The sequence below is a fragment of the Pseudoalteromonas sp. SR43-5 genome (assembly GCF_014163835.1).
Taxonomy (GTDB): Bacteria; Pseudomonadota; Gammaproteobacteria; order Enterobacterales; family Alteromonadaceae; genus Pseudoalteromonas; species Pseudoalteromonas distincta.
Map to the genome: position 1 here is coordinate 1 of NZ_JACJEA010000036.1, position 19,782 is coordinate 19,782.

Annotated in this window: 45 protein-coding genes; 31 read left to right on the forward strand and 14 right to left on the reverse strand. The window is 40.9% G+C overall.

Going from position 1 to position 19,782, the window contains the following annotated elements:
• The first annotated feature begins 98 nt into the window (after window positions 1–98).
• The 6 genes from H5090_RS17470 to H5090_RS17495 all read left to right on the forward strand — a co-directional run bounded on the left by H5090_RS17470 (window position 99) and on the right by H5090_RS17495 (window position 2,107).
• A complete protein-coding gene (locus H5090_RS17470; RefSeq protein WP_182696317.1) occupies window positions 99–338 on the forward strand; it encodes a hypothetical protein in 240 nt (79 codons plus the stop codon).
• A 1-nt stretch (window position 339) separates the two neighbouring features.
• On the forward strand, window positions 340–594 hold the full coding sequence (locus tag H5090_RS17475) for a hypothetical protein (protein WP_002960490.1): 255 nt from the start codon (window positions 340–342) through the stop codon (window positions 592–594).
• 153 nt (window positions 595–747) lie between these two features.
• A complete protein-coding gene (locus tag H5090_RS17480) occupies window positions 748–999 on the forward strand; it encodes a hypothetical protein (RefSeq protein ID WP_182696318.1) in 252 nt (83 codons plus the stop codon).
• Window positions 999–1,406 (forward strand): hypothetical protein, encoded by a 408-nt coding sequence (locus tag H5090_RS17485; protein ID WP_182696319.1) that lies wholly within the window; start codon window positions 999–1,001, stop codon window positions 1,404–1,406. The genes H5090_RS17480 and H5090_RS17485 overlap by 1 nt, the downstream gene beginning before the upstream one ends.
• Before the next feature lie 4 nt (window positions 1,407–1,410).
• Entirely contained in the window at window positions 1,411–1,848 is a 438-nt protein-coding gene (locus tag H5090_RS17490; protein ID WP_182696320.1) for a hypothetical protein, read from the forward strand.
• Between the two features lie 34 nt (window positions 1,849–1,882).
• Entirely contained in the window at window positions 1,883–2,107 is a 225-nt protein-coding gene (locus H5090_RS17495; RefSeq protein ID WP_182696321.1) for a hypothetical protein, read from the forward strand.
• Here the strand turns inward: H5090_RS17495 and H5090_RS17500 are convergent.
• Window positions 2,104–2,808 (reverse strand): recombinase family protein, encoded by a 705-nt coding sequence (locus H5090_RS17500; protein ID WP_182696322.1) that lies wholly within the window; start codon window positions 2,806–2,808, stop codon window positions 2,104–2,106. The two genes, H5090_RS17495 and H5090_RS17500, sit on opposite strands and share 4 nt — an antisense overlap.
• A 175-nt stretch (window positions 2,809–2,983) precedes the next feature.
• On the opposite strand from H5090_RS17500, the gene H5090_RS17505 reads away from it, so the two are divergent.
• The 3 genes from H5090_RS17505 (at window position 2,984) to H5090_RS17515 (ending at window position 4,216) form a co-directional block, all read left to right on the forward strand.
• On the forward strand, window positions 2,984–3,157 hold the full coding sequence (locus H5090_RS17505) for a hypothetical protein (RefSeq protein WP_182696323.1): 174 nt from the start codon (window positions 2,984–2,986) through the stop codon (window positions 3,155–3,157).
• A 91-nt stretch (window positions 3,158–3,248) separates the two neighbouring features.
• Window positions 3,249–3,833 carry a hypothetical protein gene (locus H5090_RS17510; protein WP_182696324.1) on the forward strand — a complete coding sequence of 195 codons (585 nt, stop codon included), beginning with the start codon at window positions 3,249–3,251 and terminating at the stop codon, window positions 3,831–3,833.
• Complete coding sequence (locus H5090_RS17515; RefSeq protein WP_002960479.1) at window positions 3,830–4,216, forward strand: hypothetical protein; 387 nt, start codon at window positions 3,830–3,832, stop codon at window positions 4,214–4,216. The genes H5090_RS17510 and H5090_RS17515 overlap by 4 nt, the downstream gene beginning before the upstream one ends.
• Here H5090_RS17515 and H5090_RS17520 read toward each other — a convergent pair.
• Window positions 4,213–4,638 carry a helix-turn-helix domain-containing protein gene (locus H5090_RS17520; protein WP_182696325.1) on the reverse strand — a complete coding sequence of 142 codons (426 nt, stop codon included), beginning with the start codon at window positions 4,636–4,638 and terminating at the stop codon, window positions 4,213–4,215. The genes H5090_RS17515 and H5090_RS17520 overlap by 4 nt on opposite strands.
• A 157-nt stretch (window positions 4,639–4,795) precedes the next feature.
• Between H5090_RS17520 and H5090_RS17525 the strand changes: the two genes are divergently transcribed.
• On the forward strand, window positions 4,796–4,969 hold the full coding sequence (locus H5090_RS17525) for a hypothetical protein (protein WP_182696326.1): 174 nt from the start codon (window positions 4,796–4,798) through the stop codon (window positions 4,967–4,969).
• Here the strand turns inward: H5090_RS17525 and H5090_RS17530 are convergent.
• The 3 genes from H5090_RS17530 to H5090_RS17540 form a co-directional block, all read right to left on the reverse strand.
• Complete coding sequence (locus tag H5090_RS17530; RefSeq protein ID WP_002960476.1) at window positions 4,947–5,087, reverse strand: hypothetical protein; 141 nt, start codon at window positions 5,085–5,087, stop codon at window positions 4,947–4,949. The two genes, H5090_RS17525 and H5090_RS17530, sit on opposite strands and share 23 nt — an antisense overlap.
• 79 nt (window positions 5,088–5,166) lie before the next feature.
• On the reverse strand, window positions 5,167–5,397 hold the full coding sequence (locus H5090_RS17535) for a hypothetical protein (RefSeq protein WP_182696327.1): 231 nt from the start codon (window positions 5,395–5,397) through the stop codon (window positions 5,167–5,169).
• 40 nt (window positions 5,398–5,437) lie between these two features.
• Entirely contained in the window at window positions 5,438–6,070 is a 633-nt protein-coding gene (locus H5090_RS17540; RefSeq protein WP_182696328.1) for a ParA family protein, read from the reverse strand.
• Window positions 6,071–6,271: 201 nt separating this feature from the next.
• Between H5090_RS17540 and H5090_RS17545 the strand changes: the two genes are divergently transcribed.
• Both H5090_RS17545 and H5090_RS17550 read left to right on the forward strand, forming a co-directional pair.
• Window positions 6,272–6,580 carry a hypothetical protein gene (locus tag H5090_RS17545; protein WP_182696329.1) on the forward strand — a complete coding sequence of 103 codons (309 nt, stop codon included), beginning with the start codon at window positions 6,272–6,274 and terminating at the stop codon, window positions 6,578–6,580.
• A 28-nt stretch (window positions 6,581–6,608) separates the two neighbouring features.
• On the forward strand, window positions 6,609–6,767 hold the full coding sequence (locus tag H5090_RS17550; RefSeq protein ID WP_182696330.1) for a hypothetical protein: 159 nt from the start codon (window positions 6,609–6,611) through the stop codon (window positions 6,765–6,767).
• A gap of 135 nt (window positions 6,768–6,902) precedes the next feature.
• Here H5090_RS17550 and H5090_RS17555 read toward each other — a convergent pair whose 3' ends face one another.
• The 9 genes from H5090_RS17555 to H5090_RS17595 form a co-directional block, all read right to left on the reverse strand.
• Window positions 6,903–7,292: a hypothetical protein gene (locus H5090_RS17555; RefSeq protein WP_182696331.1), complete on the reverse strand. Its 390-nt coding sequence runs from the start codon at window positions 7,290–7,292 to the stop codon at window positions 6,903–6,905.
• Entirely contained in the window at window positions 7,289–7,759 is a 471-nt protein-coding gene (locus H5090_RS17560; RefSeq protein ID WP_182696332.1) for a hypothetical protein, read from the reverse strand. Before H5090_RS17560 ends, H5090_RS17555 begins: the two co-directional genes overlap by 4 nt.
• Window positions 7,760–7,769: 10 nt before the next feature.
• Window positions 7,770–7,946: a hypothetical protein gene (locus H5090_RS17565; RefSeq protein WP_182696333.1), complete on the reverse strand. Its 177-nt coding sequence runs from the start codon at window positions 7,944–7,946 to the stop codon at window positions 7,770–7,772.
• On the reverse strand, window positions 7,933–8,235 hold the full coding sequence (locus H5090_RS17570; protein WP_182696334.1) for a hypothetical protein: 303 nt from the start codon (window positions 8,233–8,235) through the stop codon (window positions 7,933–7,935). Before H5090_RS17570 ends, H5090_RS17565 begins: the two co-directional genes overlap by 14 nt.
• Window positions 8,236–8,244: 9 nt before the next feature.
• Window positions 8,245–9,165, reverse strand: coding sequence for a hypothetical protein (locus H5090_RS17575; RefSeq protein ID WP_182696335.1), 921 nt, complete (start codon window positions 9,163–9,165; stop codon window positions 8,245–8,247).
• A 2-nt stretch (window positions 9,166–9,167) separates the two neighbouring features.
• Complete coding sequence (locus tag H5090_RS17580) at window positions 9,168–9,812, reverse strand: DNA N-6-adenine-methyltransferase (protein ID WP_182696336.1); 645 nt, start codon at window positions 9,810–9,812, stop codon at window positions 9,168–9,170.
• A 1-nt stretch (window position 9,813) separates the two neighbouring features.
• Complete coding sequence (locus tag H5090_RS17585; protein WP_002960466.1) at window positions 9,814–10,128, reverse strand: LuxR C-terminal-related transcriptional regulator; 315 nt, start codon at window positions 10,126–10,128, stop codon at window positions 9,814–9,816.
• A complete protein-coding gene (locus tag H5090_RS17590) occupies window positions 10,121–10,381 on the reverse strand; it encodes a hypothetical protein (RefSeq protein WP_182696337.1) in 261 nt (86 codons plus the stop codon). Before H5090_RS17590 ends, H5090_RS17585 begins: the two co-directional genes overlap by 8 nt.
• A 77-nt stretch (window positions 10,382–10,458) precedes the next feature.
• Entirely contained in the window at window positions 10,459–11,085 is a 627-nt protein-coding gene (locus H5090_RS17595) for a helix-turn-helix transcriptional regulator (protein ID WP_182696338.1), read from the reverse strand.
• Between the two features lie 145 nt (window positions 11,086–11,230).
• Between H5090_RS17595 and H5090_RS17600 the strand changes: the two genes are divergently transcribed.
• The 19 genes from H5090_RS17600 to H5090_RS17685 all read left to right on the forward strand — a co-directional run bounded on the left by H5090_RS17600 (window position 11,231) and on the right by H5090_RS17685 (window position 19,781).
• Window positions 11,231–11,461, forward strand: coding sequence for a hypothetical protein (locus H5090_RS17600; RefSeq protein WP_002960463.1), 231 nt, complete (start codon window positions 11,231–11,233; stop codon window positions 11,459–11,461).
• Complete coding sequence (locus H5090_RS17605; protein ID WP_182682890.1) at window positions 11,458–11,880, forward strand: hypothetical protein; 423 nt, start codon at window positions 11,458–11,460, stop codon at window positions 11,878–11,880. The genes H5090_RS17600 and H5090_RS17605 overlap by 4 nt, the downstream gene beginning before the upstream one ends.
• A gap of 2 nt (window positions 11,881–11,882) precedes the next feature.
• Window positions 11,883–12,287 (forward strand): hypothetical protein, encoded by a 405-nt coding sequence (locus H5090_RS17610; RefSeq protein ID WP_182696339.1) that lies wholly within the window; start codon window positions 11,883–11,885, stop codon window positions 12,285–12,287.
• The gene (locus H5090_RS17615) at window positions 12,284–12,457 is read left to right on the forward strand and encodes a hypothetical protein (RefSeq protein WP_182696340.1); all 174 of its coding nucleotides are present in this window, start codon (window positions 12,284–12,286) and stop codon (window positions 12,455–12,457) included. The genes H5090_RS17610 and H5090_RS17615 overlap by 4 nt, the downstream gene beginning before the upstream one ends.
• Window positions 12,458–12,494: 37 nt before the next feature.
• Window positions 12,495–13,703 carry a tyrosine-type recombinase/integrase gene (locus H5090_RS17620; RefSeq protein WP_182696341.1) on the forward strand — a complete coding sequence of 403 codons (1,209 nt, stop codon included), beginning with the start codon at window positions 12,495–12,497 and terminating at the stop codon, window positions 13,701–13,703.
• A 292-nt stretch (window positions 13,704–13,995) separates the two neighbouring features.
• Window positions 13,996–14,802 (forward strand): hypothetical protein, encoded by an 807-nt coding sequence (locus H5090_RS17625; protein WP_182696342.1) that lies wholly within the window; start codon window positions 13,996–13,998, stop codon window positions 14,800–14,802.
• Complete coding sequence (locus H5090_RS17630) at window positions 14,799–15,074, forward strand: hypothetical protein (RefSeq protein WP_182696343.1); 276 nt, start codon at window positions 14,799–14,801, stop codon at window positions 15,072–15,074. The genes H5090_RS17625 and H5090_RS17630 overlap by 4 nt, the downstream gene beginning before the upstream one ends.
• 142 nt (window positions 15,075–15,216) lie before the next feature.
• Window positions 15,217–15,486, forward strand: coding sequence for a hypothetical protein (locus tag H5090_RS17635; RefSeq protein WP_182696344.1), 270 nt, complete (start codon window positions 15,217–15,219; stop codon window positions 15,484–15,486).
• A gap of 58 nt (window positions 15,487–15,544) precedes the next feature.
• Window positions 15,545–15,703 (forward strand): hypothetical protein, encoded by a 159-nt coding sequence (locus tag H5090_RS17640; RefSeq protein ID WP_182696345.1) that lies wholly within the window; start codon window positions 15,545–15,547, stop codon window positions 15,701–15,703.
• Window positions 15,693–15,971, forward strand: coding sequence for a hypothetical protein (locus H5090_RS17645; protein WP_182696346.1), 279 nt, complete (start codon window positions 15,693–15,695; stop codon window positions 15,969–15,971). The genes H5090_RS17640 and H5090_RS17645 overlap by 11 nt, the downstream gene beginning before the upstream one ends.
• A 250-nt stretch (window positions 15,972–16,221) precedes the next feature.
• Window positions 16,222–16,659, forward strand: a complete 438-nt coding sequence (locus H5090_RS17650; protein ID WP_182696347.1) for a glycoside hydrolase family protein — start codon at window positions 16,222–16,224, stop codon at window positions 16,657–16,659.
• Window positions 16,656–16,886, forward strand: coding sequence for a hypothetical protein (locus H5090_RS17655; protein ID WP_002960436.1), 231 nt, complete (start codon window positions 16,656–16,658; stop codon window positions 16,884–16,886). The genes H5090_RS17650 and H5090_RS17655 overlap by 4 nt, the downstream gene beginning before the upstream one ends.
• Window positions 16,852–17,391 (forward strand): transglycosylase SLT domain-containing protein, encoded by a 540-nt coding sequence (locus H5090_RS17660; RefSeq protein ID WP_220490804.1) that lies wholly within the window; start codon window positions 16,852–16,854, stop codon window positions 17,389–17,391. The genes H5090_RS17655 and H5090_RS17660 overlap by 35 nt, the downstream gene beginning before the upstream one ends.
• On the forward strand, window positions 17,392–17,691 hold the full coding sequence (locus H5090_RS17665) for a hypothetical protein (protein WP_182696349.1): 300 nt from the start codon (window positions 17,392–17,394) through the stop codon (window positions 17,689–17,691).
• A gap of 119 nt (window positions 17,692–17,810) precedes the next feature.
• The gene (locus H5090_RS17670; protein WP_182696350.1) at window positions 17,811–18,257 is read left to right on the forward strand and encodes a hypothetical protein; all 447 of its coding nucleotides are present in this window, start codon (window positions 17,811–17,813) and stop codon (window positions 18,255–18,257) included.
• Window positions 18,166–18,393, forward strand: a complete 228-nt coding sequence (locus H5090_RS21100; RefSeq protein WP_404936282.1) for a hypothetical protein — start codon at window positions 18,166–18,168, stop codon at window positions 18,391–18,393. The genes H5090_RS17670 and H5090_RS21100 overlap by 92 nt, the downstream gene beginning before the upstream one ends.
• Window positions 18,386–18,670, forward strand: coding sequence for a hypothetical protein (locus tag H5090_RS17675; RefSeq protein WP_182696351.1), 285 nt, complete (start codon window positions 18,386–18,388; stop codon window positions 18,668–18,670). The genes H5090_RS21100 and H5090_RS17675 overlap by 8 nt, the downstream gene beginning before the upstream one ends.
• 99 nt (window positions 18,671–18,769) lie before the next feature.
• Window positions 18,770–19,189, forward strand: a complete 420-nt coding sequence (locus tag H5090_RS17680; RefSeq protein WP_182696352.1) for an HNH endonuclease — start codon at window positions 18,770–18,772, stop codon at window positions 19,187–19,189.
• A 148-nt stretch (window positions 19,190–19,337) separates the two neighbouring features.
• Entirely contained in the window at window positions 19,338–19,781 is a 444-nt protein-coding gene (locus H5090_RS17685) for a P27 family phage terminase small subunit (protein ID WP_182696353.1), read from the forward strand.
• Window position 19,782 lies beyond the last annotated feature (1 nt).

Here is a 19,782-nt window from a genome sequence, read left to right on the forward strand (position 1 = left end):
ATTATTTGCACTAATCGACAGTAAAACAGATACCCCGCCGGAGCTTTGGCAGTGGGTGCGCTGCGAAAGTGTGGAGCTAATAAAAACGGGGGTGGTACTTGGCTTTACTCGCTAACGAATTGCAATTTAATGATTACTTAAGCGCGGTTCGTTTAAAAACACCGGTGCATGAGTGCCCATCGATACACCGCCAAGAACACGATATTGCGTATCAAATTAACCACAAGGGCGAGTTTGTCACTATTGGCCGTTATACCCCGCCCAGTGAATATTTAATATTTGATGTGCTTTGCATAAACAAAACGCCAAAACACACACCACAAAACGGCGGTATGTAGCATGGAGATTAAATTTAACCGCGTGAAAGAGGGCGAGTTTTTGCGCTTGCTGCAAACCAAAGTGTTTAACAAGTTAATAGCCCAACAACAAGCAGGCACTAATAAATACCATGTTATAGGCGTTATTGCAGGCCAAGCCATTGCGTACACCGTGCGCCATGGTCGCACCGATGATTTGCGCACCTGGCGTTTAGATAATATGGCCGCGTTTTTAAATAAGCACGGTGTAACAAAATTTGAAATACAAATGAGATAGCCATGTACCATAAAATGATTAAGGGCCAATACTGGGTGTTTGGCTCGCGTAAAAAATACGAGCAGGGGTTTATACCCCGCTTTAAATGCGTTACCCGCAAAGAGTTAATCGCGTTTTATAAAAACAGTGGTTTTGATTTAATGAGGTCATAGAATGAAAAAAGATAGATTTTGTTTAAAGTGCCGCGTTATTTGGGATAAAGACCAACTCGGTTTTGATTGCCCTTGCTGTAATGCAAAACAGTTTTTTACCTGTAATGCGGGCGATTTAGGATCGGCCATGATATTAGACAGTAATGATTTAATTTTATCTGATTTTAAAGAGGTAACAGTAAGCGAGTTAGGCCAACAATTAATACAAGATAATTGCGCCTGTGGTGAAAAAATAAATGTAGAGGGTAACTGATGAATTTTTTACAGCAGATAAAAAGAGATATTGATCGCACAAATTCAGCTAGAGCAAACCCATACAGGGATAAAGAACTTGTTCACGCTAAAGCCTTACATGAGCTAATTGCGCAATTTGAAAAGTTAGACACTGATTTTAGAGTAAGTGAGTTAAGCAAGCGCCCCGATCATGACTATCAATTGCTCGACGCGCTAATACATAAGCTTTGGCATGATAACGGCAAGAACGCCGATCAGGTTATGCATGTATTTTCAAAGTCACTGGCTAAGCTGCTAGATGAAAAAATAAATAACACCCCGCGTTTTGAACCTAAGCAAGAAAGGCATAATCTTAAAATTGAAGCTTTACCAAGAACAGTAACAGATAAAGAGTTTCAATATTTAATGGGGAAATTAAGAGAATGATTAAATGAAAAAAGATAGATTTTGTTTATCGTGTCGGGTTGCGTGGGATAAAGTCCAGCTTGGTCGATCATGCCCTTGCTGTAATGTGCCGCAGTTTTTTACCTGTAATGCGCGCGACATAGACGCTCGAAAGCTGTTAGATAGTATTGATTTAACTTTATTTGATCTTAAAGAAGTGACAGTAAATGAGTTGGGACAGCAACTAATTAAAGATAGTTGCGCATGTGGTCAAAAAATCAATGTTGAGCTTAATTGCAAGCCCCGCTGCAGTCGAAAAGATAATAAGCGCCCGCATTACCCTGATGAAGAATTGCCCGCAGGGCTTGATCCTAACAAATACAGCAAGCATAGTATGAGCGCATTTAGGTGCCGCAAATGCTCGCAGCCGGTTAGCGAAACAGTACCCAGCGCAAAATATAATTTAATATTAACCAACCATTAGGCGCGGCCGTATGGTTAAAAAATGGTGATTTAAAATGATTTATGAAATTGTAAATATTTCGTTGTTGGTTTTTGAGTTTATTTGCGCCTCTATTTTTACATTTTATTGGTATAAGAAATTAAAAGGTAATAGCGACGGCTCAAGGGCTGACGAGATTTTTTATAAGCTGGTAATACCGATGTTTTCTTTTTTTGTTTTTGCCACTGCAGGTATTGTTGTCATATATTGGGGTGGTTTGGCTATCTTTGGTTTTATCTAACCTTTACCCTTTAACCTTCGTTTTACTTCCCCAATGCTTAAGCCGCTTTCGTATAGTCTACGTTCGCGGGCTTGGCAGATTAGTTCATCACGTCGATCAAGCCATTTTATTAAGGCGGTGGCGCTGCAATTTAACCGCCGTGCTATTTCGCTTTTAAATACGTCTTGGCTTAACCAAAATAATATTTGGTTTTCGCTGGCATCCAGCTTGCTTTTTATAATGGCCCCGCGCGCACGGCCGGTGGGTAAGTTGTTGGCTTTGCGGCTATTGGCTGCCGCTTTTGCTTTTAAACTGCGCTGCTTGCTAAAGTCTTGTGCGGCAAAGGCGCGCCCAATTTGTATAAAAAATTGCCCTACGTCATTTTTATGGCTGGGGGTGAGCGTGTCGCCGGTTAAACAAAAGTGTATTTCGGCCCCTGCATTTATTATGCGGGTAGTTACTTCCATTATGTCGCTGATAGAGTCGCGGCCTAATCGCTCTATGTCGTTTACTAATACCCGATCACCTGGCGCTAATCGCTCTATTAATTCAATTAGCCCGCGCTGGGTTTTGTTGGTGCTTGCGCCGCTTAAGGTGTATTCGTACCATTTATATATATAAAAGCCGTGCTTTGCGGCGTATTGGGTTATGCGGGTGCGTTGGCCGTGGCTGTGCTGTTTGTGCGCGTCGCTTATGCGTATGTATGCGTAATTTTTTGCCACTGGTCCCGCTTAAACTTTAGAGTTGTTTTGTTATCGCTAGAGTTTACATATTGCACGTTGCGCAATACTAATTTAATAAACTCTAGGGTTTACCCTAAAGAGTGATTTTATATCATGCACTTATATTGGCACGAACCCTGCTAATGCTCACTTAACTATTTTAAGGAGCAAAAAAATGACACTTACATTATTACTACTTAGCGGCCTATCTGCAGACGTAACCCCAACGAACGTAAACACACAACAATTAAAAGGGTCTGGCGGTATTATTATTTTAAACCCTAAGCCAAAGCCAAAAATACAAGGTTCTGGCGGTATTATTATTTTGAATCCTAAAAAACCAAAATAAAAAGAATTTAAGCAAAGTTTAAAAAGCCAGCAATACGCTGGTTTTTTTATGTCCAAAATTATACTATTGCATCCTTAATCAAGGAATGAACATGATAAAAACCCTGTCTGGTTTGTATAATGAAATACTCGTTGCCACTGCTACCCATAATGTTTTTTCAGTCCAAGTAATTATTTCGCTGTGTTATTTGCTGGCCCTATGCCTATCTATTTTTAGAGCGCTTAACGATAAAGAATTGCTAAGTGATTTTTTATCAATTGCGGTGGTGGTGTCTAAGTACATGTTAACTACTTTGCTAATGGAAAAAGTGCTGATGTTTTTAGCCGACTCAAAGCGCGGGGATTTGGCGCAAAATGTTTATTTGGCCCTATGTGGGTTTGGTGTATTAAGTGTGATCATTCTTTATCGATTACATGTGCGTTTTAGCTATAAATACGGCGAGCTGTTTTTTACTGTTGTTCGATTAACATTAGCATTATCAGTAACTAACTTTATTATTTGGGTTAAATTTGTGGTTTTGGATATTCAAGAAGGGTTTGCAGTGCTACATTACCTGTATAGTTTTACAGTGCTTTATATTAGCGGTGTGTTGGGGGTTGTGATGCTTTTTCCTAAAATTTTAAATACTAAGCTTGGTGATGTGTTGAGCTTACGTTTACCAAGAGGTGCTTTATGATAAATATTGTTTATGGCGCGCTTTTAATATTGGTGTGTTTGCTTACGTTAAGTACCTGGCTTATGTCGCGTCGCGCTATTTTTAAAAAGCAATTACGCGATAAGTCTGAACTGGCCATGCGCTTAAGTATTAACGCTAAGCACGAACCCGACTTTAAAAAGTCGATGCAGTTAATGAATGAGGCCGAAAAGCTTAAAAATGAGGTGGCATTAATACTGGGCAAGTTCCCAAGTATGCAGCGTTATGATTTTGAGCTTGCAGAAATCACACCGGCTGAGGTGCAAGCGCCTGTTGAGGAGTTATCAATAGGGCAGTTAATGAATAAATACGATAATGATTTAGGGCATAAAGTAATTTATGCAAAGTTTAACAAAGAGCGCTAGGCGCGCTCTTTGGTGTTTTTGTTCCACTGTATTGTAAGTTCGTGTTCAATATCGGCGGCTTGTTTTTTAGCAAGCTGTTCTAAATCTTCTAAGCTGCTCGCTTTATTAATAAACCCCTGCTCGTTTAGCTCTCTTAAGCTTTTTATTAAACCTTGCTTTATATATAACAAATCGTTTGGGTCAAGTTGGCTCATTGGGCTGCCATACAGTAGGTGATCGTAACTTATGCCGGTTGCCTGCGCTGTTTGGTCTATTAGTGCATACGGTGTTGAGCCGCGTTTAATGGTGTTGGTACACCATGAGTCACTTAACGCAATTTTGCGCTCAAGGGCTGCTTTATTTTTTACACCATGCGCCCAGCACACACGATTTATTATATCGTGTACGGCTTGCTGCTCGGGTGTTAGTGCTTTTTTAAACATGGGCCTGCCTCTTATGTTGGCGTTATAGTAACCGATCCTGTAAATAATTACATACCCTGCCTGAATAAAAACTGACAAAATGTAAGTTTTTATTGCAAAGGTTAATTTTTGGGTGTAATTTCCATTGCAAATAATGATGTTATCAAAGGGATATATTATGGAAAATACAGATGATACTAATCAGGTTACTATTAAGGATGATTTAGGGGCGGCGCACTCGCTAGCAATATTACTAGCAAGAGCCAGTGAGGACGATATACACCTTAACCATGTTGCGGTGCAAATCGCCCAATTAATAGATAAAAGCGTTAATGCGCTTGGCGACCAATAACCGCCGCTTGTAACCATGCGGGCTTACTGGCTAACCATTGTAATAAAAGGTGGCTTGGTAGGGTGTGTAAATCAATTAGACGCATTTTTTGTATTGCTGTATAGTTTGCTTGTGACATTTTAAAGTTTCCTCTTTAGTGTTGCACGTAGCCGGTGGGGGTCGAAGTTCACCGGCTTACTCTTTTTTAAATTCTGCGTTTATCGCTCGTCTTGTTCTAACTTTTCAAGTAATGCTTGCACCATGTAAGCTGATAAATTGCCGCTTACTTTGCCCGCTGTTTTTAATGCATTAAAACGCTGCTCTGCTTTTACAGGTAAATTATTAATGTGCTTAGGCTTAGTGGCTGGTTTAGTGCTTGGCTCGCTTGCTTGCTCGCTTAATGCTGCGCCTTTACCTACGTTGTTTAGTTTGTCGAATTTGCTGTTCATGTGCTTACCTTGTACTTAATAAGTATTAATAAAATATGGTTTAAATATTTAACAGTGTGTTTATTTCAATTGCTAGCGCTTTAATATCGCGTGCGGCATCACTGTATTTTGTTTTTGGGTGAGTAAATACGCCCATGCCATCGATGGCCGCTAATGGGTAATCTTTACGCGCGGCTAATGTGGTGTTTAAACGCGATAGGTGTTTAGAGTTATTTAAAAAGCTTTCTACGTCGTCAAACTTTTTGCGGCGTGGGTGAACGCGGGTAAACAATACACGGCCGTTTATAGGGGTGCCCATTTCGGCGCTTATTTCGCTTAGCGTTTTATCAAAGCTTTTAAGGCCGATCACTTCGGTTATGTCGTCGTTAGCTGGCACAATCACTAAATCACTTAATGCAACAGCAATCCGGTTTAATTCAGAGTCAAACCCGCCACAATCAACCAGTATTAATTTACCTTGCTCACTTTGCTTTAGCTGTTCAATAAGTTCGTTTTTGCTTAGGCCGCTTAATACATTAAATTGCGCGCTTGGCTCACGAAAGCTGTTTAAGGTAACTAAGTTACTGTGCGCGTCTTGGTCTATTACTATGTCCGGCTTTAATATTTCGGTTAAATTTAGTGCAGTAGTCGTTTTGCCAACCCCGCCTTTGTTATGTGCTAATACAATGATCATTTACCTGCTCCTCTTTGATTACCGTGTAAATATAAGGTGGTTCTAAATAATATGCAATAAATATTTTAAATATACTCAATAAATATTAAATAAATATTTAATTAGTATTTATTTGGTCATTAACACGATTTGTGTTTACATGTTATTTAGCCTTTGCTACTGTGTGATTACACGGTAATAACGCAAGTAAAAGGGTATTTTATGACAGGTTCGCAAGAGATAGCCGCCACAGCGGTTGATAATGTAGATAGCCTAGTGGCTGAAATTTTAGAGGGCGATTTTGCCGATAATGAGGTGAGCTTAGGGCGCATACTTGCAGGCAAGCAAGAAATGCAAATTGTGCTTAAAGTGGTAGCCGTTCGCGAAAACTTTATTTTTGATGAATTTGAAGATTTAACCGAGTTTGGGCAGGCAAGTGAAAAACAAGACTGTGATCACGATTGGGAAAACATGGGCGATCACTTTCAATGCACTTACGCCGATTGCCAATTAACTAAAGTTAGTGAGTAATTTATATAAGTTATTAAAGTGAGGGCGTATGTTTACTAAATTACGTAAGTGGTTATTTAATATTTGTAGCGAGTGCGAGCAAACAGCCTCATGTGATGTATTTGGGGTTCGCTATTGCCAAAAACATGTAAACGCTGAATTTCAGCGCGTAATGGAAATTGAAGCAAAGAGGCGCGGCATTGAATAATTCACATGTTATAAAATGGTGTCGTTATAATTGTTGGCGGGCCATGCAAGCAAACCGCCAATTTAGCCAATTGCACTGGGCCACACAAGAACGGATAGAGCGAAACGAACAGCCCCGCATTTAGGCGGGGCTTTTTTATGCGTAGTGATTAAGCCCTTTTTGCAATTCGGCTTTGCATTCAGGGAATATTTGAATATTTCGCTTAATGTCTGCTTTACTCATCCACAGCCAATAGCTTTCGCCCTCATCATCTACAATGTCAAAACGTGCGGCATCTTTACCGCGCGCATTACGTACTAAATTAAACTCACTAAATGTTATTTGGGTGGTTAATTTATTTTTTCGGTATAACACCCACAAATCTTCACATTCTTTGTTAAACACTTCGACGGCTTTGGGTGTTGTTAATTTGGCGCTGAGTATTTCGCGGTGGGTTTCGGTTACGGCCACGTCGTTTAATATGGCCATGCCGCTTACACGTTCATACCCTTTGGCTTTAATTTTAGCGTCAATAGTTGGGTTCATGGTTTTTCTACCGCCGCTTTTAATTCAGCTAAAAATTCGTCGTTGGCAGTAACCCAAATTTTATTGTGGTTATCTCTTATATATTCAAACCCGCATATTGAACGTTCTAATAAGCCAGTAAGTTTTTTTGCTTTTTGGCTGCTTGTTAATCCATTAGAACGCTGCATTGTAATCTTGTATTTTTGCTCGTCGCGTTGATCCCAAAATTCCATTTCAAGATAGTTTTTAGCGCCCCCATTTTTAAATTGGTCTACAAATGATTCAGCCAAAAACTGTAAAGGCTTACCCTTAAATTTACCGTTGAGTTCGTTATTTTTTACGCTTAGTTCTTCTACCGTTATTTCGCCTAAAACGAGCTGTTTAATTTTCTCGTCTAATTCGTTAATTGTTTTTTGTTGCTCGGTGATTTTTTGGTTAAAAGCGAAAATAGTATGTTGTTGTTGTTTTATTTTTGAAAATGGCCACATAGTAAGCTCCTTAATTTTTTTGTTTTGGGGTTATGCGCTCAATAAATACATTACCCCGATCGCTGTTAAATTGAATATCGTTTTGTTGGCTATGCGCCAGCGCGATAAGTGTGCGGGCTAATACGCCCGCCACTTTTTCTAAACCATGCGCTTTAATGTCGGCCGCTATGGCGTCAGGTAATTGCATTTGTTTCCTCTATTTTTTTTAGCTCACGAACCCCAATCGCATTAAGTTTTTGATATTTCTGGGTGGTTATATGGTGTGCTCTGCAGGCTTCATAAATATTTAATCCGCTTGCCAGTGATTGTTTAACCGACTTTAATAAAACGTGATTTTTTATTGGGCCTATTTCTTTCTTTACTCTATAAGCTAGCTTATGCCGACAAACTTCAAATTTCATTGCAACATCTTCAATAGATAGTTCTTTGAGTAACTCCAATATTAATGGCACATCTGATTTATTTATTTTAGCCACGTTACTTCCTTATTCAGCCGGTTGCAGTTGGGCGTTAAAATTGACAGGGATCATGTCGGCGTCGGTTACAACGCCGTTTTGTATGTCGTTTACCTGGCGTAACCAGTTTTGTGCAAATTCGAGGGTGTTTTTACTTGGGCGTAAGCCGCCTTTAGGGGCTGCGCATAGTTGTGCGCCGTCTTGTGGGTCGTGGGTAATAAGCCCGCCGCGCCCGCTTTGGTGTAGGTATAACAGTGATCTGCTTTCAAACTGTGTGCCGTCCTCGCGCTGCATTTTGGTTTTTTGCGGCCATATAATTAAGTGATGCTCGCCGTTGTGGTATAGGCCTGCGCCGGTGTTGTGCTCAAGCTTATGTTTAAGTTCGATTACTTTGTTAACTGCGTGGGTTCGCTGATCAGATAAATGTGCAATTTCTTTTCGGTATTCTTTTGCTTCAAGCTCTAATTTATCGCAGCGCGCTTGTGCTTTTTGGGTTGCCTCTTTTACGCGTTTAATTTGCTCTTTTAATTTTTTAGGGTTTAGCTGGTTAAGCTCTTGCACTTTTTCTTGTGCGGTTTTTAGTTGGCTTTGTAAGCTGGCAATGGTGTTATTAAGCGCGGTTGTTTGGCTTGCTATTTTTACGCCGTTTTCTACGGCTTTAGCGGCGCGGTTTAAGTCGATTGCGTCTTGCTTAGCTTGATCTTGCAGCTCGGCGTTAAAACGCTTTTCGGCTTCAAGCTTTGATTTTAGTATGGCTATTTCGTCGCTTGTGTTTTGACGATAAAGGGCGTGTATTGTTGCCTGTTGTTCTTGCTCTATTTGCTCTGCGTTGTATTGCTCTACAAATTTTGTGAGTGTGTCGCTTGAATGTGCCTCGCACTCGCTGTTATCCACTAGGTGCAATTGGCTTAGTGCGTCACGTTCTTGGCTGTTTACTTGTGTTTTTTGCATGGTTATTTACTCTTGTTTGCGATTGCTTTTTGGCCTAGGGCCATTAGTACGTTTTTAGGTATTGTGCTGTATTGGCATGGTTGGCCAATTAGGTGCGGGTTAAATTCTATTAAGCACATGGGTTTATTTAGCTCTGCGGGTTCTTCAATACCTGTTAGCGAGTTAATAAAGCGAATGCCGCCACTACGCCATTTAAGCTTTGGTTGGCCTTTTTTTGGGCCGCGTAAGTACACGCCTTGATTTTCGTAATAGCCTACTATGTCTATTATTTTGCTGGCGCTATTGGCGGGCCACCACTGGGTGCGGTTGTCGCGCGGTACTAAAAGCGTGGTTAATATGCCTTTGTGTTGCTGCTCTATAACTTTATTTACCCACGGTAAAATATTGCTGTATGGCGGGTTTAGCCATACTGCAGGGGTTGCGCTGTTTGCATCTAAATAAAGCCCTATATCGGCCGACCAATCTTTTTTAAGGGCGTTGTTACGTGGGGTGTAATAGCGTTCAACAAGGGCTGATTTTTTTAGCGCTGCAGCGTCTAATACATAATGGTATTGGCTGTTAAAAGCTTCAAACAACCAGTGCGGGGTTTGTGTGGTGTCGCGCCCTGCTTTGTTGCTTTTGCTTTGGTGGTTGCTATTTGATGCCATGTTATGCGGCCTCTTGGCGGCGCGTTAGGCGCATTTGTGTACGCGCTATGCGTACAGGGCGTATTTTGCTTATATCGCTGGCGGTGCTTGCGCCAAATATGGCTATACATAAACATAAGGTGCGTGCGCCTAATAAACCCAACTCCCATGCGCGGTGCATAAGGTGCGCTAGTGTTTTTGCACCTAAGCGGGCTTGCATGTTGCGCAGCTCTATATTTAATTCGGTTTGGTTTAGGCTGTTACTTGCGCCAATTTCGTAATTGGTTTTACCTTGCGCGAGTTGGTTTAATAAGCCTTTTTGGTAGTTGTTAAGCATGGCTGTTTATCCTTAAGGTGTGAATGTCGGCTAGGGCATTTACGGCGCTGCCTAGGTCGGTTTTTAAATCTTCTGCTTCAAAGCTGATTGCATTGGCTAAATCAATTATGTCGTCTATTGCGCGTGGGTTGCTGGCTACGGCTTCGGCAAGTGCAATGATGGCTTGTGCGTTGTTTTTCATTGAAAGACTGCGCGCAGCTTGACGGTTTAGTTTTCGCTCTACTGTATTTTGTACGGTTGTTAAAGTCGTCATGATGATCCTTATATGTGTTAAATAACATTATTTAACATGCTTTATGTTAATTGCAGGCGCAAAAAAGCCTTGTGGGCTTAATTGCTGGCTGCGCGCCAGTGGCCTATGTATTTACCAATGATGGTGAGGTTTTTTAACTCGTCCTCGGTGAGTGTTTGATCGTCGTAGGTTTGTTTGTTATGCACAAACAAGGTGTAACTGCCGTTTAGTTCTTTACGTAAACCGCGCATTACTGTGTTGCCATCTTGATTTATTGCATAAATAGCGGGCTTGCTAATAACGCCTACTTTTTTACTTATTACTATTTGTTCGCCTTGCGTAAATGCATTTGACATTGCGCTGTCTGTTACGGTTATTTCGTCTAGGTCTTGAAAGGTTAATTTTTGCTTTGCTAGTTCTCTTTTATTGATTGCTATTACGCTGTCTTTATTGATTGGGCGGTATGCATAGCCGCCCTCAATTTCGTCGGTAAAGCCGTACAAATACTCTAATGAGCAGTTGTAGGCTTTGGCGCAAAGTTTAAGAAACTCAGGCGGTACATTTTTGTTTATTTCGTTTTCGTAATTAGATACGCGCGATTGTCCAACCCCGATTTTTTCGGCGGCCTCACGTTGCGATAAGCCTGCATTTATACGGGCTTTGCGCATCCTTTCTGATTTTTTATCAGTGCTTTGTACTGTGTTTGTGGTGGTTAATTCTGTCATAACGAATCCCAATTAAGCTTGCTTATTGAAAAGTTAACACACTTTGTGTCATTCGTCACGGTTTGAGCATTAAATAAACATGCTTTGTGTTTCATTTTTAACACACTTTGTGTTATTTTATTTATATACTATAAAAGGTGTTCAAATGACGTTTTCAAAATGGGTAGATAGTACGTTTGGTGAAAATGGCGGTGGTAAGGCAGCCCGCTTTTTGGGTATTGGGTATCGCACATTTAGAAGTTATTACGCGTGTGAGCGGTTCCCTCATCCTAAAAACTGCCAAATTATTGTACTTAAAAGCGGTAACAAAATAGACGTGCAAAAGTGGCAACAGGATTACACCAACAACCAAAATAAAAAGAAGGTGAGCGCATGATTATTGTTTTGTATGCCAACACAGGCGAGTCGCTTAAAAAGGCGTTTAGCTATATAGAGCACCAACATGCAGGGCTATCGGATCACGTTAATTTGTCGCGTATTGGTGATATTGAATTGCGCATTGCGCAGTTAAACCAAATACCTGATCGCAAAACAGAGCGCCGCGTTACGGTGGTTTCAAACCCACAAACAGGCCGCGAGCTTGCTTTATTGCGTGGGATGGGGGCGGTTGTGTGCCACCAATACGGGGCACTTTCACCGCTTTACACGACTGAAATAAAAATCAGCCCGCTGCATGATTTGCATTATGTGCCGCATTTAACGTTTAGCGGTTTACCTGGCCATGTGTTTACCGTTGATGAACTGTTAAGCGAATGCAAGGTGAAACACCGCAAGTTTAGGCAGCGAGCTAAGTAATTATGAGTAGCTTACGACATTCACACAATAAGGCCCGCTTAGAGCGCTATTTTGAACAGTGGGCGCGCTGGGTTCATACGGGGCAAGTGACTACCGCAAAATCAATTTTACAAAAGATTATGGACGGTGACAGCTTTGATCGTTCAGGCGGGGGTTGCTCCCCAATTGTGGAATGCGTAGAGCTTAATATTGAATCGGCTTTAATGCGATTTATGGTAACGAATAAACAGGCCGTTACTGTGTGCCGTGTTGAGTATGGTGCATTGTTTTTGCCTAATTTGCCAATTGATGCAAACAGAGAAACCCGCGCATTACGCATGGGTATGAGCTTAAGAACCTACAACCGCCGCTTGCAAGATGCACGCGTATGCGTTGAGGGTGAATTAATAAGGTTGAATTATTTATGAGTGATAACTTTTTAGAGCCTATGGGGCAATCAAAAACACATTATGAAGGGTGGCGAAAGCGCGCAAATAAAGACACCAGAATAGGGGCTAAGCCTAAACTGGTACGCCGTCGCAGAGTGCAAGAAACATTGTTAGCGGCGCGAGATATTAAACAGCAGTTTGAACTTTAGTTATGCACAGTTTTTGTGCAAAAGGTGTGTGTAAGCCATGGCTACATTAAGAGCAAATTTAACGGATAATTTAATAAAAACCCATGCAAGCGTTGAGGTTAACCGCTTTCGTGATGGCCGTTATCCGTTAATTTTAAAAATGCATGCATCGCTGCAGGTGGGTAGCTGGTACATCGTCGATTTTAAAGCCGATAAATGGCATAAGTTTGGTACATGGCCGGTGTTTAATTGCCAAAAAGCGCTTGCGTTGGTGCCTGATTTACTTGTTAAGCATGCGTTAGATAAGCCACTTTTAGTTAGTCGTTTTGAAACGTTAGGGCAGTTACTTGCGTGGTACTTAGAGCGCGAATTAAGTAATAAAAGCATTAGTAAAAAACGCCGCATTAATATTGAGTCGTCAGTTAGTAAACACTTGATCCCGCTTGTGGGCCACTGCGATTTAATGAGCTTTAATAACTTTGTATGTGAAAACGAGTTGATATGGCCATTACAAAACGCGTACCAGTTAAGCACGGTTCGCCAACATTTTCAGTTATTAAAACGCTCACTCAGCCAAGCACAAAAAAGTCAGTTAATAGAATTTAATCCATTAAGTGATACGACATTTAAAACGTTTATTCCTACAAAAATTGAGCCTAAAAAATCAAAGTTATCTATTAAAAATGAGCCTGAATTAGCGTGCGATTTATTAAACCCAACGAGCGCCCCTTATATGCTTTGCTGGTTTATGTTGCTACACGCTACCCGTATTGGTGAAACCCGCCAGTTACGTTGGGATCACATAGATACACTTAATAAGCGAATGACGTTACCTGCAGATATAACAAAAACAAAAGAGCATGTAATTGAATTAAGTGATTATGCGTTTGATCAGTTAATTACCTGGCATAAGCAGCAAGCTAAATACTCGCGTAGTGCTTACATTTTCCCAGCTAAAACACGCGGCCCTATTAATGAAAATGAGGCCAATAAATACGTGCAACAAGTTAGTAATGGGAAATATACGGCGCATGATTTACGTAAGTTTTGCCGTGGCCGCTGGCTTGATTTGGGGGTTGATTCGCTCATTGCTGAACTGCTTTTAAATCACGCATTAACAGAGTTACAGCAAACCTATATACAAACAACCGGTGCTATTAAAAAACGTGAGTCTTTAACGTTGTGGGCTCAGCATTTGGTTGGTGTGAAAGCAGCAGTTGAAGCCGAGACAGTGGCGAGACCCTACGATTTTAACGCGCACGCTTAATCTAAGTTGTACAAAGGATTGGGGCGCTATTTTAGTGTTTTACAGTAAGGAAGATGAAATATGAGATTTAATATTATTACAGTGTCGGTAAGACTTACTTTAAGAGCTTACATTTTTAGCAATAAAAACACTGCCAACTTTTGCAAACACTCGCAAAATCCAAGTGCTTTATTTCATAAATATAGACGAGTAGGTTTTGGGTTGCCGTACCTAATAGCATTGGATGAGTTTAATGCTCGCCAATCTGGAACTAACTTGCTTAGTGCATCTTGTAAATTGCTGGGAGAACGTAATGCTTCATTATTTTAACTTTCTTAAATCCTTAGAGCATTTAGGTTTTAAAATGGACGAAGAAAAAGAATCTGATCAAGTCGTCGCCCAAGAGTTGAACGTAAAAACAATGAATGTGCCGCGCTCAGCTGGTCATCGTAGTGGTGATTTTCACAGTCAGGCAACCGGCTACATGACAGGTAAACCCCGTTCAATAGGTCACGGACCTGTAAGTATTGTTAACGAGCGCAATATACCACGCGGAACATTTGAAAAGGTTGGTAGTGAAAACCCGTGTGACATTGCACAAAGAGGTCGCGACGAATTAAATGCACAGTATTTTAAACAACAATTAGATACTGAACATTTAAACCCATTTATTAGCTTTGTAGAGATGGCAAATAAAAAGCCATTAGAACCATGGCAAAAGCATTTTTTAGAACTTGCATTGCGCGCAAAAAATGCGGGTGAATCATTAACAATTTTACCAAGCCCACGCGGTAGAAATCTCGTCAATCTATCCGTAACTATTTGCGCCTTTGATGTGATGCACGATCTTGTTCAATCAGAGTTTGAAAAAGCGGTTTTACTTAAACGCGAAGTGGCCAAAGATTTTATATTGCTGCCGTTTATTAATCATTACTTAGCCCGCGCGGTGTTTTTTGCTCAGCTTAGCCAACAAACAAATAATATTGTGCATATTAATAAAGCGTATAAACGCGCCCATTTAGTGTGCATGGTGCTTAAGTATTTTTTAAAGGATAAACATACAAACCTGGCGCCTAGTGCACGACTTAGGACCGCTATAAAGAAAGGACTTTACGCATGATTATTTTACAGCTTACGACTACTGAATTTTTAGGGGCTTTAACGTTAATTTCTGTGTTGATGTTTGCAGCGGTGCTACTGGCCTATGCCATGGGGGCGGGTTCTGTAAATGTTGATTTAGAAGTTAAGCGCAAAAGAAACACTGTTGAATCATGCGGCTTTGGAGCGCCACCGCCAGCGCCGCCACCAAGACGCCAAGATTACTGCCGTGGTTTTCCAATCCCACCAAGACCACCCCGCCAACCAAAAACAAGAATAAGTGAGGGGCCATGATGAAAAAACGCAATAAAAACATTTCTATCAAAGAAAAAGCACGCCGCCTAAAGCAGTCTAAAGGGTTAGTTCATTATAAGGGGGGTGTTAAGTTTACAAGGTTGAAAGGGTGTAATTCATATCTACTTGAGGACGCTAAATAATGAGCACTGAAATAGCAGCAGAGAAGTTATTGAACGCGGGTAAGTTTTATACGGCTATTGAAATAGCCCGCATTTTTGGCCAATCAACACAGCACGGTAAACGCTATATGAATAACTTAATTAATAACCCGCGCTTTGTGGTTGAGCAAATATTAACGCCCGAACATCAAATAAAGGTGCTTAGCATTGATGGCCGTAAGCAGTCGATAGATAAATTACAAAATAGTGCGCTGATGTTTTCACGTCCTAAGTTGCTTAGTCATGAGTAGCAACCCAAAGCGCCGCGCGCATGTGTGGCATTCAATGAATAGTAAAAAAGAGGTGGTTATGAAAAGTAATAATGAAAATGAACAAGGCGAGCCGTCAAGCCTTATGACACAATTATGCGCTATTGGTTTTTTAATTGCGTTTGTTTTAATTTTTACCTTTGCTGCCTTTACACTTGAGGCGGCGCTTTGTGCTTTGGGGGTAATGAGTGATTGCTAAAAAAACACCTGAACAATTACGCGCTGATGCTGCAGAACGTAAACGTAAAAGCCGTGAACGTTTGGCTAAGTTTGGTGTTAAGCGTGTTGAAGTGGGTTTATCTGAATCTGAGCGTGAAACGTTGGCTATGTTATGCCAAGTGCGTGCGGGTGAGGGTAAAGAACCGTACAGCGTAGATGAATATATAAGTACATTAATACGTCGTGATAAAGAGCGATTAGAACAGCAGTTAGCTAACCCCGCCGATAATAGTAGGCTTAGACTGTGACGGGTCACACATTGCGCTTATGTGTTGTTTGTGGCTTGTTTTATCGCTGCAAATAACATATTTTGTGTTTATTTTAATTTTTATTGATTTTTGTGTTTACTTATTTGGCATAAGAATGTATTGTTTTTGTCACGGTGGCAAAGTTGTAAATAAGCAACCGATTTAAAACTGAATCCCAAAATTGTATGTACTTGCGCAAGCCCAACTTTTATTAGTTGGGCTTTTTTTATGCCTTTAATTTAAGCCAGCAATGATGAATTTAATTGACCAATTAAAACGGCATGTTGCTTTTTGCGCATGTGTGTATAAAACAAATAGTAACGAGCGCTTAATAGGTTACGGCCACGATATAAATAAAAAGCCTTTACCTGATTACTTGCAGCGCAATTTTGATTATCAACCAATGACAGAGGACGAGGCATTAAATTTATTGGCGTCTGATATTTTAGATATTTACGACCCGTTAATTGCTTACGTTGATTTTACTAAGTGGCCGATACAGCGCCAGCGCGCTTTATTAGCGTTGCTTTATATGATTGGGTTTTGGGACTTTGGCCGCGATAGAATTTTAGTTCATGCGCTTAATTACGGTGATTTTAAACTTGCTGCAGAGTGTGTAGAAACAATAAGCAAAAAAGGCATTTACGCTGAAATTGCAGAGCAGTTAGAAAATGGCGGTGATGAATGAGCGCGTTTTATACGTTTTTAAGCGGTGCGGGTTATAACTTATTTTTAGCTATTATGGCTTATGTTTTATTGCGTGTTGCACTGCGTTACTTTAACCGCCGCGCGGGTTATACGCTCGACGACCTTGTGAGAGATTGCAAACATGCTAAAGATTATCGCTCGCTTGCTATTTTGTACGGTTTGCAGCTTATTGGTGCTGCCTTGTTATTCGGCCTCGTTATCTCTTAGTTGTGGTTATGATGCGGACATTGAAAGCGCAGTAAAGCGTTTTAGTGCGGGCCGTGATCCTGATTTATTAAAAGCCCAGCTTTGGCAAGAGTCACGGTTTAAAACTGATGCTGTTAGCCCCGTTGGTGCAAGTGGTATTGCGCAGTTTATGCCTGCTACTTGGGAAGAACAAACCGCCAAGCTTGGTTTGGTCGGTTCGCCGTTTGATCCTGAATTATCTATTTTAGTTGCTGCACGATATATGCAACAGCAATACGCGTTTTGGTCGAGTCCTCGCCCTGAGTATGACCGCGAAAACTTAGCGTTATGTAATTATAACGCCGGTGCTGGTAATTGCGTTAAGGCGCAAAAGCTTAGCGGCGGCGAAGTGCTTTACCCTCATATTATCCAATATTTACCCAATGTTACTGGCCACCACTCAAGAGAGACTATTGAGTATGTTCAGCACATTAGGCGTTATCAATTACAAATTAAAGCGCGTTTACCGTGCAAAAGAGGCTTTTAAATGGCTAAGCAATCTTACAAAAAACTTAAAATAACGGCTGTTAAAACGTCTTTAGCTCAATTGTTTTTAGATAATGGTTTAACGGTTCCTGCCGGTGATGTGACTTTTGAACTGCAAAACGCAAACACGCAGGGCTTAATTTATGTGAGCTTTGGCGATCAGTCGGCTTTAAGTGATTTTGAAGGCAATCCAATACCGGCGTATTGGAAAACCGACGAAGTGGAAAGCTTTGCTAATGTGTTTATTCAGTCGGGCGCGGGTTTAAGCGATTCGGCTATTACTGTGACGGTCACGGTGTAGTTATGGGTATTTCATCGCCTTTGTTAAAACAAGCGGGCTTTGCTCAGCGTTATTTAATTAATATTAATTACGGCCAATTTGTTTGGCGTGAACAGTTTACTTGGGGTTAAGGGGTTTATATGTTTTCACTAAACAAAGCGGCGTTATTAGCAGCGCTGGCCATTACTTTAACTTCGGGCGGTGTGGTTGTTATTGGTAAATATAACGATGCAATTGAATTAAGTAATAAGCTAACCAGTGAGAACCAAAAGCTAAACGTTAGTATTGCTAAGCTTGGCGGTGAACTGCAAGACAGTGAAGCAGATAAGTTAAAGCTAATTGCTAACAATAAGCTACAAGAGCAAATGTTTAACGAACACCTGGCAACGCTTAACACTGTGAACGAACAACAAACCGTTGTGCAAACTAAGCTGAAAGAGGTGTTCATTTATGAACAGGTTAATAAAGATTGGGGCAATACTATGTTGCCTGATGATGTTAGTCGGGTGCTACTCGACGCCACCCGACCCCAAAGTAATAACAATAACAAAGCAAGTGCCGGTGTTACCTCCGGCATACCTCCTTAATGATTGCAGTGTTAAGCAATCAGATATAACAACCAATCGTGAGCTATTAACGTTTGCTGTTAAATCCCATAATCAAAACGTGTTGTGCAGTATTGATAAAGCAGCACTTAGAAAGTGGCGGGCAAAGCATGAGTAGTAACAATGTAGAGCGCAGAGCGTTAGCGTTTGAAAAGACGGCCTTAACAGCGCTTAGTTTGCTTATTGTTAGCATGCTAAGTTGGGTTGGTGTGACAGTTAATAAAAACCAATTACAGTACGCCCGCATTGAAGAACGCTTAGCTAGTCAGTCTTTAATGTTAAAAGACTTACAGATGAACAACTCTGCAGCTGTTATGTGGCGGTCACGTATCGAAACAGATATGGCACTATATAATCAGCGGATAACAGCTATCGAAACACAGAACAAGAAGTAAAACACCCCGTTGGCTGTAGTGATGCAAGCCAATGGGATGCTTAATATATATTTAATAGATATTACTTTAATACTTATTAAATATATAACGGGGTAATCTATGGCACATGCAACACCTAAGCGCTGCCGCCAAGGTGGTTGCGGTAAGACTACAACAGAACGCCACGGCTACTGTGAAGCACACCAAGACCAAGCGAGTTGGGGCAGCTTTCAGCAGCAACAAAGCCGCAAAGGTAAGCGCGTTTACACAACTAAAGCATGGAAACAAACCCGCCAACACGTAAAGAATTTAGCTAAATGTTTATGTATTAACTGCTTAACAAAACCAAACCCAGTTGTTAAATCAGGTTCGATATGTGAACACATAATACCGGTAGCTAAAGGCGGTACTGAACAGTTAGAAAATTTATCTTTCTTCTGTGATTCGTGCGCAAAAACTAAAACAGGTTGGGAAAGAACCCGAACTGTTAATGAGATACTAAAAAGATACGCGCACACCGCAATAAAACTGAATCTATAGGGGGTGGGGGGTCTTTTTTGTTCAAAGAAAGCCCATTCTACAGTACCGCCATCTAGTCAAATTTTTATACGCAAATAATAAGAATTGAAATTTGATCAATCCATGATCTTTAAACGATCATCAAGTTAACATTTGTTGCAGGTTCAAAATGGCCCAAAATCGCGCGCCTGGCGCTGGCAAAATTGCTAACGGTTTAACGGTTGGCGATACGTCAATTAAAAAAAAACCAAACTGCCCAAAACCGCTACTAGCTGATCAGCATGCAATTGATGCATGGCATTCAAATTTAGGGATTATGTTTGATCGCCAATCTTTTGCGGCCGAAGATATTCCACACCTAATTAATTACTGTAATGCGATAAGTAAAATTATAAAGCTTGAAGCGCAATTAACTAACATTGCTGATTTTACTGATGTATCGAGTTCGGGCAGCCTTAAGTTACACCCGCACGTAACCGCGCATAACCTAATCGTAAATCAATCAATAAGATTAGCTAATCAACTTGGTTTATCACCGATGGCCCGCGCCAGAATGTTGAGCGGCGGCAAAGATGATAAGAGCGACGAGGACGACGATTTTAACGAGTATTAAA

Excerpts from the sequence above, each read along its gene's own strand:
- H5090_RS17475 (WP_002960490.1), top strand. The coding sequence starts at position 340 with ATGGAGATTAAATTTAACCGCGTGAAAGAGGGCGAGTTTTTGCGCTTG.
- H5090_RS17480 (WP_182696318.1), top strand. The coding sequence starts at position 748 with ATGAAAAAAGATAGATTTTGTTTAAAGTGCCGCGTTATTTGGGATAAA.
- H5090_RS17485 (WP_182696319.1), top strand. The coding sequence starts at position 999 with ATGAATTTTTTACAGCAGATAAAAAGAGATATTGATCGCACAAATTCA.
- H5090_RS17490 (WP_182696320.1), top strand. The coding sequence starts at position 1,411 with ATGAAAAAAGATAGATTTTGTTTATCGTGTCGGGTTGCGTGGGATAAA.
- H5090_RS17495 (WP_182696321.1), top strand. The coding sequence starts at position 1,883 with ATGATTTATGAAATTGTAAATATTTCGTTGTTGGTTTTTGAGTTTATT.
- H5090_RS17505 (WP_182696323.1), top strand. The coding sequence starts at position 2,984 with ATGACACTTACATTATTACTACTTAGCGGCCTATCTGCAGACGTAACC.
- H5090_RS17510 (WP_182696324.1), top strand. The coding sequence starts at position 3,249 with ATGATAAAAACCCTGTCTGGTTTGTATAATGAAATACTCGTTGCCACT.
- H5090_RS17515 (WP_002960479.1), top strand. The coding sequence starts at position 3,830 with ATGATAAATATTGTTTATGGCGCGCTTTTAATATTGGTGTGTTTGCTT.
- H5090_RS17520 (WP_182696325.1), bottom strand. The coding sequence starts at position 4,638 with ATGTTTAAAAAAGCACTAACACCCGAGCAGCAAGCCGTACACGATATA.
- H5090_RS17525 (WP_182696326.1), top strand. The coding sequence starts at position 4,796 with ATGGAAAATACAGATGATACTAATCAGGTTACTATTAAGGATGATTTA.
- H5090_RS17530 (WP_002960476.1), bottom strand. The coding sequence starts at position 5,087 with ATGTCACAAGCAAACTATACAGCAATACAAAAAATGCGTCTAATTGAT.
- H5090_RS17535 (WP_182696327.1), bottom strand. The coding sequence starts at position 5,397 with ATGAACAGCAAATTCGACAAACTAAACAACGTAGGTAAAGGCGCAGCA.
- H5090_RS17540 (WP_182696328.1), bottom strand. The coding sequence starts at position 6,070 with ATGATCATTGTATTAGCACATAACAAAGGCGGGGTTGGCAAAACGACT.
- H5090_RS17545 (WP_182696329.1), top strand. The coding sequence starts at position 6,272 with ATGACAGGTTCGCAAGAGATAGCCGCCACAGCGGTTGATAATGTAGAT.
- H5090_RS17550 (WP_182696330.1), top strand. The coding sequence starts at position 6,609 with ATGTTTACTAAATTACGTAAGTGGTTATTTAATATTTGTAGCGAGTGC.
- H5090_RS17555 (WP_182696331.1), bottom strand. The coding sequence starts at position 7,292 with ATGAACCCAACTATTGACGCTAAAATTAAAGCCAAAGGGTATGAACGT.
- H5090_RS17560 (WP_182696332.1), bottom strand. The coding sequence starts at position 7,759 with ATGTGGCCATTTTCAAAAATAAAACAACAACAACATACTATTTTCGCT.
- H5090_RS17565 (WP_182696333.1), bottom strand. The coding sequence starts at position 7,946 with ATGCAATTACCTGACGCCATAGCGGCCGACATTAAAGCGCATGGTTTA.
- H5090_RS17575 (WP_182696335.1), bottom strand. The coding sequence starts at position 9,165 with ATGCAAAAAACACAAGTAAACAGCCAAGAACGTGACGCACTAAGCCAA.
- H5090_RS17580 (WP_182696336.1), bottom strand. The coding sequence starts at position 9,812 with ATGGCATCAAATAGCAACCACCAAAGCAAAAGCAACAAAGCAGGGCGC.
- H5090_RS17585 (WP_002960466.1), bottom strand. The coding sequence starts at position 10,128 with ATGCTTAACAACTACCAAAAAGGCTTATTAAACCAACTCGCGCAAGGT.
- H5090_RS17590 (WP_182696337.1), bottom strand. The coding sequence starts at position 10,381 with ATGACGACTTTAACAACCGTACAAAATACAGTAGAGCGAAAACTAAAC.
- H5090_RS17595 (WP_182696338.1), bottom strand. The coding sequence starts at position 11,085 with ATGACAGAATTAACCACCACAAACACAGTACAAAGCACTGATAAAAAA.
- H5090_RS17600 (WP_002960463.1), top strand. The coding sequence starts at position 11,231 with ATGACGTTTTCAAAATGGGTAGATAGTACGTTTGGTGAAAATGGCGGT.
- H5090_RS17605 (WP_182682890.1), top strand. The coding sequence starts at position 11,458 with ATGATTATTGTTTTGTATGCCAACACAGGCGAGTCGCTTAAAAAGGCG.
- H5090_RS17610 (WP_182696339.1), top strand. The coding sequence starts at position 11,883 with ATGAGTAGCTTACGACATTCACACAATAAGGCCCGCTTAGAGCGCTAT.
- H5090_RS17615 (WP_182696340.1), top strand. The coding sequence starts at position 12,284 with ATGAGTGATAACTTTTTAGAGCCTATGGGGCAATCAAAAACACATTAT.
- H5090_RS17620 (WP_182696341.1), top strand. The coding sequence starts at position 12,495 with ATGGCTACATTAAGAGCAAATTTAACGGATAATTTAATAAAAACCCAT.
- H5090_RS17625 (WP_182696342.1), top strand. The coding sequence starts at position 13,996 with ATGCTTCATTATTTTAACTTTCTTAAATCCTTAGAGCATTTAGGTTTT.
- H5090_RS17630 (WP_182696343.1), top strand. The coding sequence starts at position 14,799 with ATGATTATTTTACAGCTTACGACTACTGAATTTTTAGGGGCTTTAACG.
- H5090_RS17635 (WP_182696344.1), top strand. The coding sequence starts at position 15,217 with ATGAGCACTGAAATAGCAGCAGAGAAGTTATTGAACGCGGGTAAGTTT.
- H5090_RS17640 (WP_182696345.1), top strand. The coding sequence starts at position 15,545 with ATGAAAAGTAATAATGAAAATGAACAAGGCGAGCCGTCAAGCCTTATG.
- H5090_RS17650 (WP_182696347.1), top strand. The coding sequence starts at position 16,222 with ATGATGAATTTAATTGACCAATTAAAACGGCATGTTGCTTTTTGCGCA.
- H5090_RS17655 (WP_002960436.1), top strand. The coding sequence starts at position 16,656 with ATGAGCGCGTTTTATACGTTTTTAAGCGGTGCGGGTTATAACTTATTT.
- H5090_RS17665 (WP_182696349.1), top strand. The coding sequence starts at position 17,392 with ATGGCTAAGCAATCTTACAAAAAACTTAAAATAACGGCTGTTAAAACG.
- H5090_RS17670 (WP_182696350.1), top strand. The coding sequence starts at position 17,811 with ATGTTTTCACTAAACAAAGCGGCGTTATTAGCAGCGCTGGCCATTACT.
- H5090_RS21100 (WP_404936282.1), top strand. The coding sequence starts at position 18,166 with ATGTTAGTCGGGTGCTACTCGACGCCACCCGACCCCAAAGTAATAACA.
- H5090_RS17675 (WP_182696351.1), top strand. The coding sequence starts at position 18,386 with ATGAGTAGTAACAATGTAGAGCGCAGAGCGTTAGCGTTTGAAAAGACG.
- H5090_RS17680 (WP_182696352.1), top strand. The coding sequence starts at position 18,770 with ATGGCACATGCAACACCTAAGCGCTGCCGCCAAGGTGGTTGCGGTAAG.
- H5090_RS17685 (WP_182696353.1), top strand. The coding sequence starts at position 19,338 with ATGGCCCAAAATCGCGCGCCTGGCGCTGGCAAAATTGCTAACGGTTTA.